Origin of the sequence: Pseudomonas sp. GD04058, assembly GCF_029836855.1 — a bacterium.
GTDB classification, from domain to species: Bacteria; Pseudomonadota; Gammaproteobacteria; order Pseudomonadales; family Pseudomonadaceae; genus Aquipseudomonas; species Aquipseudomonas bharatica.
In genome coordinates this window covers 21,940-38,099 of the sequence record NZ_JAOECN010000018.1, presented here as the reverse complement: position 1 = coordinate 38,099, position 16,160 = coordinate 21,940, and the positions used below count along the sequence as shown (strand labels likewise).

Sequence of the window (16,160 nt, the reverse complement as noted above, 5' to 3'; positions counted from 1 at the left end):
ACCATGCAAACCCGCGAAGACATCTTCAACACCCTGCGCGACGCCCTGGTCGAACTGTTCGAACTGGACGCCGGGCGCGTCACCCTAGACGCCAACCTCTATGAAGACCTGGAAATCGACAGCATCGACGCGGTCGACCTGATCGATCACATCAAGCGCCAGACCGGCAAGAAAATCGCCGCCGACGAATTCAAGGCCGTGCGTACCGTCAACGACGTGGTCGAAGCGGTGTTCCGCCTGGTCAACACCGCGGCATGAAACGCCTGGTCGGGCTCGGGCTGGTCGTGGCCGGCCTGGGGTACCCGTTCGCAGTGCACTTCGGCATGGCGCATTTCGCGCCCTGGCAGTTCGGCCTGCTGCTGGGCAGCCTGTGGCTGGCCCGCGCCCTGACCCAGCCGCACAATCCCGGCGGCCGTTGGATGGCCCTGGTGGCCATCGCCTTCTGCGCGCTGCTGGCGGTGCTGGACGATCCCGCGCTGCTGCGCTGGTACCCGGTGCTGATCAGCGCCTTCATGCTGGCCCTGTTCGGCGCCAGTCTGAAATTCGGCCCACCGGTGGCCGAACGCCTGGCTCGGCTGAGCGACCCGGACCTACCGGAAAAGGCCGTGCGCTACACACGCCAGGTAACCCAGGTGTGGAGCGGCTTTTTCCTGGTCAACGGCCTGGTCGCCGCCGCCCTGACCCTGTGGGCGCCGCTGGCCTGGTGGACCCTTTACAACGGCCTGATCGCCTACTGCGCGATGGGCCTGCTGTTCGCCATCGAATGGCTGGTTAGACAACGCGTGCGAGGACGCTCATGAAATGGATAAACCTTGAGCAGATGCTGTGGCCGACCGAGGGCGCACGCCTGGTCAGCCACGCCCCGGCGCTGGATCATCGGCAACTGGCCGGGCAGGCCCTGCAACTGGCCGCCGGCCTGCAGGCACGCGGGGTAAAGCGCCTGGCGGTCTATCTGGAAGACGCCGCCGAACTGGCCGTGGCCCTGCTCGGCGCCTGGCGTGCCGGCGTCGAGGTACTGTTGCCCGCCGACCTGCAAGCCCAGACCCGCCAGCGCTGGAACGCCGAAGTGGACCTGTGGCTGAGCGAGCAGGACCAACGCCCCGCCGAACTGTTCGCCGCCGCCCTGGCCCCGGCCGACCTGGACCTCGACACCTGCCGCCTGAGTCTGTGCACCTCCGGCTCCAGCGGCGCGCCCAAGCGCATCGACAAGTGCCTGCGCCAGCTCGCCAACGAGGTCAACAACCTTGAAGCGCTGTGGGGCGCCGGGCTGGGCGAGGCCTGCATCATCGGCAGCGTCGCCACCCAGCATATCTACGGCCTGCTGTTCCGCGTGCTGTGGCCGCTGTGCGCCGGACGCAGCTTCGTTCGCCGCCAGTTGCCCTTCCCCGAGGATCTGCAGCGGGCCAGCCGCGAGCACCCGGCGTTCGCCTGGGTCGCCAGCCCGGCGCTGCTCAAGCGCATGGGCGATAACCTCGATTGGCCGGCCCTGAGCACGGTGCGCCAGGTGTTTTCCTCCGGCGGCGAACTGCCCGCCGAGGCCGCCCGCGAGCTGCACCAGCGCCTGGGCCAATGGCCGACGGAAATCCTCGGCAGTTCGGAAACCGGCGGTATCGCCTGGCGCCAGGGCGAAAGCCTGTGGCAGCCCTTCGCCGGCATCCGCCTGAGCCAGAACGACGACGGCGCCCTGTGCATCGCGTCGCCGTACCTGCCTGCGGGGCATATCGAGGAAAGCGCCGACGCGGTCAGCTTCGATGGCCATGGCCGCTTCCGCCTGCTCGGCCGCCTCGACCGCATCGTCAAGCTGGAAGAGAAACGCATCGCCCTGCCGATGCTGGAACAGGCGCTGCTCCAGCACCCTTGGATCGAGGACGCCCGCCTTGGCGTGATCCACGGCAACCGCGCCTCCCTCGGCGCCCTGCTGCAACTCGGTGCCAAGGGCATGCACGCCCTGCGCAACCAGGGCCGCCGGGCGGTGACCGACGCCCTGCGCCAGCACCTCGCCGGCCATTGCGAACCGCTGGCCCTGCCCCGCCGCTGGCGCCTGCTGCGGCAACTGCCCTACACCGCACAGGGCAAGCTGCCGCAAGCGCTGGTCGATAACCTGCTGATGGCGCCGCGCCCGTTTGGGCCGGAGGTGGTCGGCGAACGGCAGGTGGACGGCGAACTGCACCTGGACCTGGTGGTCCCCGCCGACCTCGCCTATTTCAACGGCCACTTTCCCAAAACTCCGGTACTTCCCGGCGTGGTCCAGGTGGACTGGGCCATCGCCCTCGGCCAGCCACTGCTCGACTCGCCACGGCGCTTCGCCGGCATGGAAGTGCTGAAGTTCCAGCAACTGGTGCGCCCCGGTGACCAGGTACTGCTTACCCTGCGTTTCGATGCCGAGCGCAGCAAGCTGTATTTCGCCTACAGCTGCGCCGGCGCGCCCTGCTCCAGCGGGCGGATCGTCCTGGAGGCGGGCCAATGATCAAGCCTTGCGCGGTCATCCCGGTCTACAACCACGAGCTGGCAGTGCCTGCGGTGGTCGCCGACCTGCGCGCTGCCGGCCTGCCCTGCGTGCTGGTGGACGACGCCAGCAGCCCGTCCTGCGCGGCAGTGCTGCGCCAGCTGGCGCAGCAGCCGGACACCTGGCTTGTGCAACTGCCGGCAACCAGGGCAAGGGCGGCGCGGTCATGGCCGGCCTGCGCGAGGCGGCCCGGCTGGGGTTCAGCCACGCCTTGCAGGTGGACGCCGACGGCCAGCACGACCTGGCCGATGTCAGCCGCTTCCTCGAACACGCCCGCGCCCATCCCGAGGCGCTGATCTGCGGTTATCCACAGTACGACGCCAGCGTGCCGAAAGGCCGCCTGTACGCCCGTTACCTGACCCATGTGTGGGTATGGATCAACAGCCTGTCGCTGAAGATTCCCGATTCCATGTGCGGCTTCCGCGTCTACCCGCTGCCGCCGGTGCTGGCCCTGATCGACAGCGTGAACCTCGGCAAGCGCATGGACTTCGACCCCGAGGTGCTGGTGCGCCTGTCGTGGCGCAACCAGCCGATGCGCTGGCTGCCGACCAAGGTGCATTACCCGCAGGACGGCCTCTCGCATTTCCGCCTGTTCCACGACAATGCGCTGATCTCGAAGATGCACACCAAGCTGTTCTTCGGCATGTTGCTGCGCGCCCCGGCGATCCTCTGGCGGCGGCTGACGGCATGAACCAGCAGGAAAAACACTGGGCGGCCCACGAAGAACGCGGCAGCTTCCTGCTGATGAAGCTCACCGCCTTCGGCGTCAGGCTGCTCGGCCGCCGGCTGCTGAGCCCGGTGCTGTACGGCATCGTCCTGTACTTCTTCCTTTTCGGCCGGCGTGCCCGCGAGGCGGCGCGGACCTACCAGCACAACCTCGCCGAGTGGAGCGGCCAGCCAGCGTTGCGCCCCACCACCGCTCGCGTGTTCGGCCAGTTCATGGCCTTCGCCGACGCGCTGCTGGACAAGCTCGATGTGTGGAACGGCAGGCTCGGCCTGGACCGGATCGAGATCAACGACCCCGGCCAACTGCACGGCCAGTTGCGCGCCGAGCGCGGTCAGATGCTGGTGGGCGCGCACCTGGGCAACCTCGAAGTGTGTCGGGCCCTGGCCGAAATGGGCCAGCAGGTGACCATGAACGTGCTGGTCCATACCCGCCACGCCGAGCGCTTCAACCGCCTGCTGGGCGAGGCCGGGGCCACGCACCTGCGCCTGATCCAGGTCAGCGAGCTGGACCCGGCGACCATGCTCCAGCTCAGCCAGCGCCTGGAGCGCGGCGAATGGCTGGCGATCGCCGGCGACCGCGTACCGCTGCATGGCGGGCGCACCGTGACCGTGGACTTTCTCGGTCATCCGGCGAAGTTCCCGCAAGGCCCGTGGCTGCTGGCCGGGCTGCTCAAATGCCCGGTCAACCTGCTGTTCTGCCTGAAACGCCAGGGCCGCTACCAGGTGACCCTCGAACCCTTCGCCGCCGCCGTGGAATGGCGCCGCAGCCAGCGCGACCAGGTGATCGCCGAACATGCCGCGCGCTACGCCGAGCGGCTCGGCCATTACTGCCTGCAAGCCCCGCAGCAATGGTTCAACTTCTACCCCTTCTGGAAGACCGATGACGATGCAACCGCGTGAGTCCGTTATCTTCGGCGAGTCGCCGCTCTCGATCGAAGCCATCCATGCCCTGGCCCACGGCAAGGCCGCAACCCGCCTGCAGGACGATGCCGACTACCGCGCGCGCATCGCCCGGGGTGCGCAGTTCCTCGATACGCTGCTGGACAAGGAAGGGGTGATCTACGGGGTGACCACCGGCTACGGCGACTCCTGCGTGGTCGCGGTGCCGCTGGAGCATGTCGAGGCGCTGCCCAGGCACTTGTTCACCTTCCACGGTTGCGGCCTGGGCCGGGTCTTCGATGCTCCGTCCACCCGCGCCCTGCTGGCGGCGCGCTTGCAGTCGCTGTGCCACGGGGTGTCCGGGGTGCGGGTCGAGTTGCTGGAGCGCCTGCATGCCTTTATCGCCCACGACATCCTGCCGGTGGTTCCGGAGGAAGGCTCGGTGGGCGCCAGCGGTGACCTGACGCCGCTGTCCTACGTGGCCGCGACCCTGTCCGGCGAGCGCGAGGTGCTGTATCGCGGCGAACGCCGCCCGTCTGCCGACGTGCACCGTGAACTGGGTTGGGCGCCGCTGGTGCTGCGGCCGAAGGAAGCCCTGGCATTGATGAACGGCACCGCCGTAATGACCGGCCTGGCCTGCCTGGCCTGGACCCGCGCCGACTATCTGCTCAAGCTCGCCACGCGGATCACCGCGCTCAATGTGGTTGCCCTGCAAGGCAACCCGGAGCACTTCGACGAGCGCCTGTTCGCTGCCAAGCCGCACCCGGGCCAGACCCAGGTTGCCGCCTGGCTGCGCCAGGACCTGGCGATCGACGCGCCGACCGCGCCCCTGCACCGCCTGCAGGACCGCTACTCGCTGCGCTGCGCGCCGCACGTGCTCGGGGTACTGGCCGACAGCCTGGGCTGGCTGCGCGGTTTCATCGAAACCGAGCTGAACAGCGCCAACGACAACCCGATCATCGACGGCGATGCCGAGCGCGTCCTGCACGGCGGGCACTTCTATGGCGGGCACATCGCCTTTGCCATGGACAGCCTGAAGAACCTGGTAGCCAACGTTGCCGACCTGCTCGACCGCCAGCTCGCCCTGCTGGTGGACGTGCGCTACAACCACGGCCTGCCGAGCAACCTGTCCGGGGCCCCGGCCGACCGCGCCATGCTCAATCATGGCTTCAAGGCCGTGCAGATCGGCGCCAGCGCCTGGACCGCCGAGGCCCTGAAAAATACCCTGCCGGCCAGCGTGTTCTCGCGCTCCACCGAATGCCACAACCAGGACAAGGTCAGCATGGGCACCATCGCCGCCCGCGATGCCCTGCGCGTACTGGAGCTTACCGAACAGGTCGCCGCCGCCACCCTGCTGGCCGCCAACCAGGGCGTCTGGCTGCGCGGCCGCGAAGCGGATGCCCGGCCGCTGCCGCCGGCGCTGGACGCCATGCACCGCGCCCTGCTCGACGACTTCGCCCCGGTGATCGAGGACCGCGCCCTGGAAAGCGACCTGCGCCACTGCCTGCAACGCATCGCCCAGCAGCACTGGAGGCTCCATGCGTAATCAGGGTGTTCTCCACGTCGATAGCGAAGTGCTGGTGCCGTTCTTCGATGTCGACAGCATGCTGGTGGTCTGGCACGGGCACTACGTGAAGTACCTGGAAGTGGCGCGCTGCGCCCTGCTCGATCATCTGGGCCATAACTACGTGCAGATGCAGGACTCCGGCTACGCCTGGCCGGTGATCGACCTGCAACTGCGCTACATGCGCGGCGCCACCTTCGGCCAGCGCCTGAAGGTGCGGGCCAGCCTGGTGGAGTGGGAAAACCGCCTGAAGATCAACTACCTGATCAGCGACGCCGTCACCGGCGAGCGCATGACCCGGGCCAGCACGGTGCAGGTGGCCGTGCATATCGCCAGCCGCGAGATGCAGCTGGCCTCGCCGCAGGTGATGCTCGACGCCGTGCAGAAGGTGCTCCCATGAAACGCAACCGCCTGCTGCTGGCCCTCGGCCTGATGCTGTGCTGCGGCCTCGCCCATGCCTTCGGCCTGGAAGACCTGCGCAAGCAGTTGAGCGAGCCGGAGGTGATCAAGGGCCCGTTCATCCAGGAAAAGCACCTGCGCGCCCTGCCCCAGCCGCTGGTCAGCACTGGCCAGTTCGTGCTGGCCCGCGACCACGGCCTGCTGTGGTTGCTGCAAAGCCCGCTGAAACAGGATTACCGCCTCAATGCCTCCGGCATAGCCCGTCGCGATGCCGCCGGCTGGCAGGTCATCCCCACGCGCACGGCCGGCACCGAGCAGAACAAGCTGTTCTTCGCGGTGCTGCAGGGCGACAGCAGCGGCCTGGAGCGCGACTTCGAACTGGCCCTGCACGGCGACGCCAAGGCCTGGCAACTGCGCCTGACCCCGAGTTCGCTGGTGCTCAAGCAGATCTTTACCGGCATCGAGATCCACGGCGGCCAGTTCGTCGACCGTATCGAGCTGCTGGAAACCCAAGGCGACAGCACCGTGCTGCGCATGCCGTCCAGCACCAGCACCACGCTGACCGACGCGGAGCGCCACGACCTTGTCGATTGAGCGCCTGCTGCCGCGTCTGTTCCTGTTCTTGCTGGTCGGGGTCATGGCCCTGGCCGGCTGGCAGTGGACGCGCGGCCCGGCCTTGTCGGCGGACCTGATGACGCTGGTCCCGGGTGCCACCGAAGACCCGCTGGTCAAGCGCGCCGAGCAGCGCATGCAGGAGCCGCTGAACCGGGAAATGCTGGTGCTGGTGGGGCACGCCGAACGTGACAAGGCCATCGCTTTGGCCGAGCAACTGGGCAAGGAATGGCAGGCCAGCGGCCTGTTCGAAAAGGTCCAATGGAGCCTGCAAACCGACCTGCAGGCGGTACGCGAACAACTGCTGCAAGGGCGCCTGGCGATGCTCGCCAAGGCCGACCGCGATAGCCTGGTCGAGACCCCCGACGCCTTTATCCAGCAACGCCTGCAAAGCCTGTTCGATCCCTTCGCCGGTTTCAGCCTGGTGTCCAGCCAGGACGATTGGCTGGGCCTGACCGGGCGCATCCAGAACAGCCAGCCGCGCCCCGCGTCCGTCGAACTGGATACCGCCAGCGGCGTGCTGCTGGCCAAGGCCGACGACAGATACTGGGTGCTGCTGCGCGCCCGCACAGAGGGCAATGCCTTCGACATGAAGCTGCCGCTGCGGGTCGCCGAGCTGCTGCAGCAGTCCCGTGACCAGGCCGCCGCACAGGGCGCGCAACTGCTTGCGGCCAGCGGCCTGCTCTACGCCGCCGACGGCCAGCGCCAGGCGTCCCGGGAAATGACCTGGATCGGCGGCGGCGCGACGCTCGGCATCCTGCTCCTGCTGTTGCTCACCTTCCGCAGGTTCCGCGTGCTGCTGGCCTTCGTCCCGGTGCTGGTGGGCATGCTGTTCGGCGCCACCGCCTGCATCGCCCTGTTCGGCCAGATGCATGTAATGACCCTGGTGCTGGGCTCCAGCCTGATTGGCGTGGCGGTGGACTACCCGCTGCATTTCCTCTCGAAAAGCTGGAGCCTGCGCCCGTGGAACACCTGGCAGGCGGTGCGCAAGACCCTGCCGGGCCTGAGCCTGAGCCTGGCCACCAGTTGCATCGGCTACCTGGCCCTGGGCTTCACACCGTTCCCGGCCCTGACCCAGATCGCCGCGTTCTCCGCTGCCGGGCTGATCGGCGCCTACCTGGGGTCGGTGTGCCTGCTGCCGGCGCTGTTGAAGAATATCGACCTGCAACCGGCGCAATGGCCGCTGCGTATCGCCGAAACCCTGGTGGACCTGCGCCTGCGCTTGCTGCGCCGGGTGCCGACGCCGGTGCTGAGCGTGCTGCTCCTGGCCTTCTGTGCCGGCGGCCTGTGGCACCTGGAAAACCGCAACGATATCCGCCAGTGGGTCGGCAGCTCGCCGGTGCTGCTGGACGAGGCCAAGGCGGTGGCGCGGATCACCGGTTACCAGCCCACCAGCCAGTTCTACCTGGTGCGTGGCACTGACGAAACGCAGTTGCTGGAGCGCCTTGCCAGCCTCGGCCAGCGCCTCGATGCCCAGGTCGCCAGTGGTCAGCTCAAGGGCTACATGGCGCTCAACCAGTTGCTCGCCAGCAGTGCCGAGCAGGCCCGCTTGCGCCAGGCGCTGGAGGCCCTGCCGCAACACTGGCAGCCGCTGCTGGCGAGCGGTGTCCCGGAGGCAACGCTGCAAGCCGAGCTGACCCGCCTGCGCGCCCTGACGGTGCTCGATATAGACCAGGTCCTGGCCGGCCCGCTGGGCGAGGCCTGGCGCTCGCTGTGGCTGGGCAAGGACGCAGCGGGCGTCGCCGCCGTGGTCAGCCTGCAAGGCGCAAGCGATCCGGCTGTGCTGCGTCAACAAAGCGAAGGCCTCGACGGTGTACAACTGGTGGACCGCCTCGGCGAGCTGAACCGGCTGTTCGCCGCGACCCAGGTCAGCGCGGCGGAATTGAAGCTGCTGTCCTGCGTGCTGATCGTGGTGCTGCTGGTGTTGCCCTTCGGTTTCGGCGCCGCCGCGCGCATCGTCGCCCTGCCCCTGCTGGCGGCGCTGTGCAGCCTGGCCAGCCTCGGCTGGCTGGGCCAGCCCCTGACCCTGTTCAGCCTGTTCGGCCTGCTGCTGGTCACGGCCATCAGCGTCGATTACGCGATCCTCATGCACGAACAGATCGGCGGCGCGGCGGTAAGCCTGCTCGGCACCCTGCTGGCGGCGACCACCACCTGGCTGTCGTTCGGCCTGCTGGCCGCTTCGAGCACCCCGGCCGTAAGCAATTTCGGCCTGGCCGTGAGCCTCGGCCTGGCCTTCAGCTTTGCCCTGGCCCCCTGGGCCGCGCCGCGCCACATGGAGAAGTCGGCATGAGTGTCGTGCTGTTCTGGGCCCTGGCCCTGTCGTTGTTCCTGATCGCCGGCGAAATCGGCCGGCGCCTGGGCCTGATCAGCATCGTCAGCCACCTGCTGCTGGCGACCCTCGGCCTGCCGCTGCTGATGCTGTTGTGGGTCGAGCCGCACTGGCAGCTCAGCGGCGCGCAACTGATCGCCCCGGCCTGGCTGAAGGCCTTGTACGGCTTGAGCTTCGCCCTGTTGCTGGGGCATATCCTGTCCGATGTCGTCGAGCTGAAACTCGACCGCCAGAGCCTGAAGATCGCCCTGCCCAGTTTCCTCGTGCCCTTCGCCTGCGGCCTGGGCTGCGGTTTCCTGTTGCTGCCGGAGCAGCCCTGGCTGACCTCCCTGGCGTTGGGCCTGGTGTTCGCCATTACCGCTGTGCCGGTGCTCTACCTGTACCTGCGCAATATCGGCTATCCACCCGCAGCCACCCGGCGCCTGATGCAGGTGGCGATCGGCATCGATGTGCTGTGCTGGCTGCTGTTCGGCCTGGGCAAGGGCAGCCTGGATCCGCTGAGCCTGGCATGGCCGCTGCTGGCCGCCTGCGCACCGCTGCCGCTGTACCTGCTGGGGCTGCGCCGCCCGTGGCTGTTCGGCCTGGCGTTTCTCGCCCTGCTGTTCGTCGCCGAGCACTACAAGCTCAACGCGCTGATCCTGGGCATTGGCTACATGGCCTGCCTGGCCTGGCTCAAGCTGCCGCTGCGCCTGCCATTGCCGGCGGCGTGGATCGAGCGTCTGCAACAGGGCGTGGCGATCCCGCTGATCCTCACCTTCGGCATCGTCCAGATCGATTTCGGCCACCTGCTGCAATCCCTCGACCTGCTGCAACTGGGCGCGCTGGTGCTGCTGCCGATCCTCAGCAAGATGGCCGGCAACTGGCTGGGCCTGCGCTGGGCCAGCCTGTCGTTCCCCGGCGCCAGCCGCTGGCGGGAAAACCTGCTGCTGAACATTCGCGGCCTGAGCGAAATCGTCTTCCTCAATCTGCTGTTGCAACAGCAGCTGATCAGCCCGGCGCTGTATTTCGCCCTGATGCTGATGAGCCTGATCGCCACCCTGATGCCCGCCATCGCCGGGCTGCACCGTCTTCCAGTTATCAACGTTTCAACGGCAAGGAGGCCCCATGCCCGCCAGTGATGTACAACAACGCCAGGTCCTGATCATCGGCGCCGGCCCGTCCGGCGCCATCGCCGCCGCGCTGCTCAAGCGCAAAGGCCACGATGTGCTGATCATCGAGCGCCAACTATTCCCGCGCTTCTCCATCGGCGAGAGCCTGTTGTCGCACTGCATCGATTTCGTCGAGGAAGCCGGCATGCTGCCCGCCCTCGAAGCGGCGGGCTTCCAGTACAAGAACGGCGCGGCCTTCGCCTGGGGCGAGGAATACAGCGCCTTCGACTTCGGCCAAACATTCAGCAAGGGCCGGCCGAGCACCTTCCAGGTCCAGCGCGCGCGCTTCGACAAGCTGCTGGCCGACGAAGCCGCGGCCCAGGGCGTGGAGATCCGCTACGAAGAGGAAATCGTCGCTGCCGACTTCGAGCGCGAACGCCCGCAGGTGCGCGTGCGGCGCGAGGATGGCAGCGAGTACCAGGTAGAGGCGCAGTTCGTCCTCGATGCCAGCGGCTATGGCCGGGTGCTGCCGCGTCTGCTGGACCTGGAGGCCCCGTCGAGCTTCCCGGTACGCCAGGCGGTGTTCACCCATATCGAGGACCGCATCGACCATCCGCACTTCGACCGCAACAAGATCCTCATCACCACCCACCCGGAACATCGGGACATCTGGTTCTGGACCATCCCCTTCAGCGATGGCCGCTGCTCCCTCGGCGTGGTCGCCGCAGCCGATCATTACGCCGACGCGCCGCAGGACCTGGATGCCTGCCTGAAAGGCTTCGTCGCGCAAACCCCGAGCCTGGCGAAGGTGCTGGCCAAGGCGGTGTGGGACACGCCAGCGCGGACCATCGGCGGCTATTCGGCCAATGTAAAAACCCTGCACGGCCCGGGCTTCGCCTTGCTCGGCAACGCGGCGGAATTCCTTGACCCGGTGTTCTCCTCGGGCGTGACCATCGCCATGCGTTCGTCGAGCATGGCCGCCGCCGTGCTCGACCGTCAGCTCAAGGGCGAAGCGGTGGACTGGGAGCACGAGTTCGCCACCCCGCTCAAGCGTGGCGTGGACACCTTCCGCGCCTATGTCGAAGGCTGGTACAACGGCAGCTTCCAGGACGTGATCTATCATCCCGGGTCCTCGCCCGAGATCCGCGCCATGATCGCCTCGATCCTCGCTGGCTATGCCTGGGACGAACGCAACCCCTTCGTCAGCGAACCCAAGCGGCGCCTGCGCATGCTCGCGGAAATCTGCGCGAGGGAAGAAGCATGAGCGAGCAGCGCTTTTTCAGCGAAACCTATGTCGAGGAAACGAAGTTCGGCTTCTGGTTCCTGCGCAGCCATACCTGGCAGCATCATGTACTGCGCGTGGCGATCAACGACCTGCGCCGCCTGTTCGATGGCGAGCCGCCGCACGCGCCGGTGCTGCTCGATGTCGGTTGCGGCCAGGGGCGCTCGTTCAAGCATCTGCACCAGGTATTCCGGCCGGGCAAGCTGCTCGGCACCGATGCCGACCCGCACAGCCTGGAACTGAGCGGTGCCGAGGCGGTGAACCTGGGGCTGAAGGTGGAACTGAAGGGCAGCGACTGCGCCAACCTGCAATTCCCCGACGCCAGCATCGATATGCTGTTCTGCCACCAGACCTTCCACCACCTGGTAGAGCAGGAAAAGGCCCTGGCCGAGTTCTGGCGGGTGCTCAAGCCCGGCGGTTACCTGCTGTTCGCCGAATCCACCGAGGCCTATATCGATACCTGGGTGATCCGCTGGCTGTTCCGCCACCCGATGCATGTGCAGAAGAGCGCGGAAGGCTACCTGCAGATGCTGCGCGAGCAAGGCTTCGAGTTCGGCGAAAAGAATGTCTCGTACCCGTACCTCTGGTGGAGCCGCTCCAGCGACTTCGGCCTGCTCGAACGCTTCGGCCTGCGCAAACCGCCACCGCCGGGCCAGCGCGAGGAAACCCTGGTCAACGTGGTGGCACGCAAGCCCCTGGATGCGGCATGAAAAGGCTGTTGCTGCTGGTCGCCTGCCTGATCCTGGCCGCCTGTGCGGCGCGCCCGCCGCTGCCGCAGCAGTTGCCGCCGCTGAAGCTGCCGATGACCCTGCATGTGCAGCGTGAACAGGCCGATCAGCGCCAGGACTGGTTGCTGGTGATCCAGCGCGAAGACCAGCGCCTGCGCTGGTCGATGATGGATCTGCTGGGCATTCCCCAGGCCCGCCAGTTGCTGGAAAACGGCGAATGGCAGGCCGACGGCCTGCTGCCACCGAACCCGGCGGCCCGCGAGCTGTTCGCCGCGCTGCTGTTCGCCTTGACCCCGGCCGAGCGCCTGGCGGCGCTTTATCCGGCGGCGCAGCAGCAGGATAATCAGCGCTGGCTTGGCGAGCGCTGGCGTGTCAGCTACCGACAGGCCGACGACTTCACCTTGAACATGCAGCAAGGCCTGCGTTATCTAGTCACCCCCCTGCCCGGCGAGAATGCTCCATGACCGCTTACCTCAACGCCCTGGGCCTGGTCTGTGCCCTTGGACGCGATCAGGCCGAAGTCGCCCGCCGCCTGTTTGCCGGTGACTGCTCCGGCATGCGTGAGGCCGACGGCTGGGTGCCGGACAAGCGCGTGGTGGTCGGTGCCGTGACCGGCGAGCTGAGCCCGCTGCCGGGCGAGAGCCGCAACAACCAGTTGCTGCACGAGGCCGCCCTGCAGATCGAAGCCCCGTTGCGCGCCGCCGTCGAGCGCTTCGGCCCACAGCGGGTCGGCGTGGTCCTGGGCACCAGCACCTCGGGCATCGAGGAAGCCAGCCAGGGCATCGCCGAGTACCTGCGCGAGGGCCGGTTCCCGCCCGGGTACGACTATGCCCAGCAGGAACTCAGCGCCCCGGCGGTGTTCCTCGCCAACTGGCTGCAGGTCAGCGGCCCGGCCTACGTGATTTCCACCGCCTGCACCTCTGGCGCCCGCGCCCTGCTCAGCGCCCGCCGCCTGCTCGACCTGGGCCTGTGCGACGCGGTGGTGTGCGGCGGCGTGGACAGCCTGTGCAAGCTGACCCTCAACGGCTTCACCGCCCTCGAAGCGATGAGCGGCGAGCGCTGCAACCCGTTCTCGGTGAACCGCAGCGGGATTAATATCGGCGAGGGCGCGGCGTTGTTCCTGATGACCCGCGAGGCGAATGCCGAGGGCGGCAACATCGCCCTGCTCGGCGCCGGCGCCAGCTCCGACGCCTACCATATTTCCGCGCCGGAGCCCGCAGGCAAGGGCGCCCTGGCGGCCATGCAGAAGGCCTTGGACAGCGCCGGCCTGAAGCCCGCGCAGATCGATTACCTGAACCTCCACGGCACCGCCACCCGGCACAACGACGCCATGGAAAGCCTGGCGGTCAACGGTCTGTTCGGCGCCCGTCTCGCCTGTTCGTCGAGCAAGGCCATGACCGGCCACACCCTCGGCGCCGCCGGTGCCCTGGAAGCGGCGTTCTGCTGGCTGAGCCTGGCCCACGGCCAACTGCCCCCGCACCTGTGGGACGGCCAGCAGGATCCCGAGCTGGCGCCCTTGAACCTGATCGGCCCCGGCCAGCGCCTGCACGCCGGCGGCCCGCACCATCTGATGAGCAATTCGTTCGCCTTCGGTGGCAACAACATCAGCCTGATTCTCGGAGACACCCCATGATTGCCTGGCCATTGGCCGAACTCCTGCCCCATGCCGGCGACATGATCCTGATCGACGGGATCGAGTCGTTCGACGAGGAGCAGATCCACGCCCACCTGACCGTGCGCCCCGGCGGCCTGTTCAACCGCGAGGACGGCAGCCTGCCGGCCTGGGTCGGCATCGAGCTGATGGCCCAGACCGTCGCCGCCTATGCCGGCTGCCGCGCGCGCCAGCAGGGCAAGCCGGTGGAGCTGGGCTTTTTGCTCGGCACGCGCAAGTTCGAATGCGCTGTCGAGCATTTCCCCGTGGGCGCAGAACTGCGCATCCATGCCCTGCGCTCGCTGGAAGACGACAACGGCATGGGCGTGTTCGAGTGCCATCTGTACGGACCGGGGCTGCACGCCACGGCCCGCCTGAATGTTTTCCGTCCGCCGGAGGTCGCGCAGTACCTGGCCGAAGCGGGCGATGAGGAGTCCCGACATGAGTGAGACCATCCTGGTCACCGGTTCCAGCCGCGGTATCGGCCGGGCCATCGCCCTGCGCCTGGCCCGCGCCGGCTTCGACCTGGTGCTGCATTGCCGTAGCGGCCGTACCGAAGCCGAGGCCGTCGCCGATGAAGTGCGTGGCCTGGGCCGGCAGGCCCGGGTCCTGCAGTTCGATGTGGCCGACCGCGCCGCCTGCGCCGCGATCCTCGGCGACGATGTGGAAACCCACGGCGCCTACTACGGCGTGGTGTGCAACGCCGGCCTGACCCGCGACGGCGCCTTCCCGGCCCTGACCGAGGAAGACTGGGACCAGGTGCTGCGCACCAACCTCGACGGTTTCTACAACGTCCTGCACCCGGTGATGATGCCGATGATCCGCCGCCGCGCGCCAGGTCGCATCGTCTGCATCACCTCGGTGTCGGGGCTGATTGGCAACCGCGGCCAGGTCAACTACAGCGCCTCCAAGGCCGGGGTGATCGGCGCCGCCAAGGCCCTCGCCATCGAACTGGGCAAGCGCAGGATCACGGTCAATTGCGTCGCCCCCGGACTGATCGACACCGCCATGCTCGACGAGCACGTACCGGTCGAGGAGCTGCTGAAGATGATCCCGGCCCAGCGCATGGGCACGCCGGAAGAGGTCGCCGGTGCGGTGAACTTCCTGATGTCCGCCGAGGCTTCGTACATCACCCGCCAGGTCCTGGCCGTCAACGGAGGCCTGTGCTGATGAAACGCGTGGTCGTCACCGGCATGGCCGGCATCACCTCCCTGGGCAGCGACTGGGCCACGATCTCGGCCAATTTCGCCGCCAACCGCAGCGGTATCCGGCGGATGGACGAGTGGAACCGTTTCGAAGAGCTCAATACCCGCCTGGCCGGCCCGGTGGATGATTTCGCCGTGCCGTCCGGCTGGACCCGCAAGCAGCTGCGCAGCATGGGCCGGGTCTCGCGGCTGGCGGTGGCGGCGTCGCAGAATGCGCTGCTGGACGCCGGGCTGCTCGATGATCCGTCGATCCGCGACGGGCGCATGGGCGTGGCCTGCGGCTCGTCCACCGGCAGCACCGACGAGATCAAGGCGTTCGGCAACATGCTGCTGAACTCGGTGGCCGAAGGGCTCAATGCCAACTCCTACGTGCGCATGATGCCGCACACCACCGCCGCCAACATCAGCATCTTCTTCGGCCTGACCGGGCGCCTGATCCCCACGTCCAGTGCCTGCACCAGCGGCAGCCAGGGCATCGGCTACGCCTACGAGGCGATCAAGTTCGGCCGCCTGCCGATGATGCTCGCCGGCGGCGCCGAGGAACTGTGCCCCACCGAGGCCATGGTGTTCGATGCGCTATACGCCACCAGCCTGAAGAACGACACCCCGCACAAGACCCCCAGCCCCTACGACAGCGGCCGCGACGGCCTGGTAATCGGCGAAGGCGCCGGCATGCTGGTGCTCGAAGAGCTGGAGCACGCCCTGGCCCGTGGCGCGCGCATCCATGCCGAGATCGTCGGCTTCGGCAGCAACGCCGACGGCCAGCACACCACCCGTCCCGAGCAGGCGACCATGCGCCGGGCCATGGAGCTTGCGCTGGAAGATGCCAGCCTGGCCCCGCACGCCATCGGCTACGTCAACGGCCACGGCACCGCCACCGAGCAGGGCGATATCGCCGAGACCCTGGCCACCAGCGCCCTGTTCGGCGCGCGGATGCCAATCAGTTCGCAGAAAAGCTTCCTCGGTCACACCCTGGGCGCTTGCGGCGCGCTGGAAGCCTGGTTCAGCATTGAAATGATGAACAGCGACCGCTACGTGCACACCCTCAACCTGGACAACATCGATCCACGCTGTGGCGAGCTGGACTACCTGTGCGGCGAGTTCCGCAGCATCAGCAACCAATACGTCATGAGCAACAACTTCGCCTTTGGCGGGGTCAACACGTCGTTGATTTTCCGCCGCTGGGCCTGA

Annotated in this window: 16 protein-coding genes and 1 pseudogene; all 17 read left to right on the top strand. The window is 67.7% G+C overall.

All coding sequences use genetic code 11. The annotated features are described in order from the left end of the window. The first annotated feature begins 3 nt into the window (after positions 1 to 3). The 17 genes and pseudogenes from N7650_RS16170 to N7650_RS16090 all read left to right on the top strand — a co-directional run bounded on the left by N7650_RS16170 (position 4) and on the right by N7650_RS16090 (position 16,160). Positions 4 to 258, top strand: a complete 255-nt coding sequence (locus N7650_RS16170) for an acyl carrier protein (protein ID WP_009396874.1) — start codon at positions 4 to 6, stop codon at positions 256 to 258. After that, complete coding sequence (locus N7650_RS16165) at positions 255 to 800, top strand: hypothetical protein (RefSeq protein ID WP_009396872.1); 546 nt, start codon at positions 255 to 257, stop codon at positions 798 to 800. The genes N7650_RS16170 and N7650_RS16165 overlap by 4 nt, the downstream gene beginning before the upstream one ends. Next, positions 797 to 2,467, top strand: a complete 1,671-nt coding sequence (locus N7650_RS16160) for an acyl-CoA synthetase family protein (protein ID WP_279899086.1) — start codon at positions 797 to 799, stop codon at positions 2,465 to 2,467. Before N7650_RS16165 ends, N7650_RS16160 begins: the two co-directional genes overlap by 4 nt. Next, positions 2,464 to 3,197 (top strand): annotated as a pseudogene (locus N7650_RS16155) (glycosyltransferase family 2 protein). The gene N7650_RS16160 and the pseudogene N7650_RS16155 overlap by 4 nt, the downstream one beginning before the upstream one ends. Further along, a complete protein-coding gene (locus N7650_RS16150) occupies positions 3,194 to 4,132 on the top strand; it encodes a hypothetical protein (protein ID WP_009396864.1) in 939 nt (312 codons plus the stop codon). The pseudogene N7650_RS16155 and the gene N7650_RS16150 overlap by 4 nt, the downstream one beginning before the upstream one ends. After that, complete coding sequence (locus tag N7650_RS16145; protein WP_279899085.1) at positions 4,113 to 5,657, top strand: aromatic amino acid ammonia-lyase; 1,545 nt, start codon at positions 4,113 to 4,115, stop codon at positions 5,655 to 5,657. The genes N7650_RS16150 and N7650_RS16145 overlap by 20 nt, the downstream gene beginning before the upstream one ends. Then, positions 5,650 to 6,075 (top strand): acyl-CoA thioesterase, encoded by a 426-nt coding sequence (locus N7650_RS16140; protein WP_279899083.1) that lies wholly within the window; start codon positions 5,650 to 5,652, stop codon positions 6,073 to 6,075. The genes N7650_RS16145 and N7650_RS16140 overlap by 8 nt, the downstream gene beginning before the upstream one ends. Continuing rightward, the gene (locus tag N7650_RS16135; protein WP_279899082.1) at positions 6,072 to 6,668 is read left to right on the top strand and encodes an outer membrane lipoprotein carrier protein LolA; all 597 of its coding nucleotides are present in this window, start codon (positions 6,072 to 6,074) and stop codon (positions 6,666 to 6,668) included. Before N7650_RS16140 ends, N7650_RS16135 begins: the two co-directional genes overlap by 4 nt. Continuing rightward, on the top strand, positions 6,658 to 8,976 hold the full coding sequence (locus tag N7650_RS16130; RefSeq protein ID WP_279899080.1) for an MMPL family transporter: 2,319 nt from the start codon (positions 6,658 to 6,660) through the stop codon (positions 8,974 to 8,976). Before N7650_RS16135 ends, N7650_RS16130 begins: the two co-directional genes overlap by 11 nt. Continuing rightward, a complete protein-coding gene (locus N7650_RS16125) occupies positions 8,973 to 10,133 on the top strand; it encodes a sodium:proton antiporter (protein WP_279899079.1) in 1,161 nt (386 codons plus the stop codon). Before N7650_RS16130 ends, N7650_RS16125 begins: the two co-directional genes overlap by 4 nt. Beyond that, the gene (locus tag N7650_RS16120; RefSeq protein ID WP_279899078.1) at positions 10,120 to 11,367 is read left to right on the top strand and encodes an NAD(P)/FAD-dependent oxidoreductase; all 1,248 of its coding nucleotides are present in this window, start codon (positions 10,120 to 10,122) and stop codon (positions 11,365 to 11,367) included. Before N7650_RS16125 ends, N7650_RS16120 begins: the two co-directional genes overlap by 14 nt. Further along, positions 11,364 to 12,095, top strand: a complete 732-nt coding sequence (locus tag N7650_RS16115) for a class I SAM-dependent methyltransferase (protein ID WP_279899077.1) — start codon at positions 11,364 to 11,366, stop codon at positions 12,093 to 12,095. Before N7650_RS16120 ends, N7650_RS16115 begins: the two co-directional genes overlap by 4 nt. Continuing rightward, positions 12,092 to 12,577, top strand: a complete 486-nt coding sequence (locus tag N7650_RS16110) for a hypothetical protein (protein ID WP_279899076.1) — start codon at positions 12,092 to 12,094, stop codon at positions 12,575 to 12,577. Before N7650_RS16115 ends, N7650_RS16110 begins: the two co-directional genes overlap by 4 nt. After that, positions 12,574 to 13,746, top strand: coding sequence for a beta-ketoacyl-[acyl-carrier-protein] synthase family protein (locus tag N7650_RS16105; protein WP_279899074.1), 1,173 nt, complete (start codon positions 12,574 to 12,576; stop codon positions 13,744 to 13,746). Before N7650_RS16110 ends, N7650_RS16105 begins: the two co-directional genes overlap by 4 nt. Next, positions 13,743 to 14,213 (top strand): hotdog family protein, encoded by a 471-nt coding sequence (locus N7650_RS16100; protein ID WP_009396844.1) that lies wholly within the window; start codon positions 13,743 to 13,745, stop codon positions 14,211 to 14,213. The genes N7650_RS16105 and N7650_RS16100 overlap by 4 nt, the downstream gene beginning before the upstream one ends. Further along, positions 14,206 to 14,934: a 3-oxoacyl-ACP reductase FabG gene (gene fabG / locus N7650_RS16095; RefSeq protein ID WP_064301193.1), complete on the top strand. Its 729-nt coding sequence runs from the start codon at positions 14,206 to 14,208 to the stop codon at positions 14,932 to 14,934. The genes N7650_RS16100 and fabG overlap by 8 nt, the downstream gene beginning before the upstream one ends. After that, positions 14,934 to 16,160, top strand: a complete 1,227-nt coding sequence (locus N7650_RS16090) for a beta-ketoacyl-ACP synthase (RefSeq protein ID WP_279899073.1) — start codon at positions 14,934 to 14,936, stop codon at positions 16,158 to 16,160. Before fabG ends, N7650_RS16090 begins: the two co-directional genes overlap by 1 nt.